The sequence below is a fragment of the Aeromonas piscicola genome, from assembly GCF_000820005.1.
Classification (GTDB): Bacteria; Pseudomonadota; Gammaproteobacteria; order Enterobacterales; family Aeromonadaceae; genus Aeromonas; species Aeromonas piscicola.
In genome coordinates, this window is the sequence record NZ_CDBL01000070.1 from 1 (window position 1) to 288 (window position 288).

The following is a 288-nucleotide window of genomic DNA, read 5'->3' on the forward strand; positions in this document are numbered from 1 at the left end:
AACCGCCAGACCGAGGGCAAGCTGATGGCGGACTGGCTGGTGAAGAAGGGCATAGACCGCTCGCGCATCATAGAGGAGAACTACGCCACCAGCACGGTGGAGAACGCCCTCTACAGCGGCTACGCCCTCGCCCGCCACCAGATCCAGTAAGCGAGCTGCTCGGCATCTACCGCGATGCGCTGCGCACCTATGGCCTGTGGAGCTATCGCTCGGCCCCGCTGATAGAACGCTGATCACATCGGGTCGGCCGGACCGTTCACCGAGCACCAGACCCGCCAATATGGCGGG

Annotated in this window: 1 pseudogene; it reads left to right on the plus strand. The window is 64.2% G+C overall.

The annotated features are described in order from the left end of the window. Positions 1–233, plus strand: a pseudogene (locus BN1128_RS24875) (YdcF family protein); the annotation flags it as partial. Between the last annotated feature and the right edge of the window lie 55 nt (positions 234–288).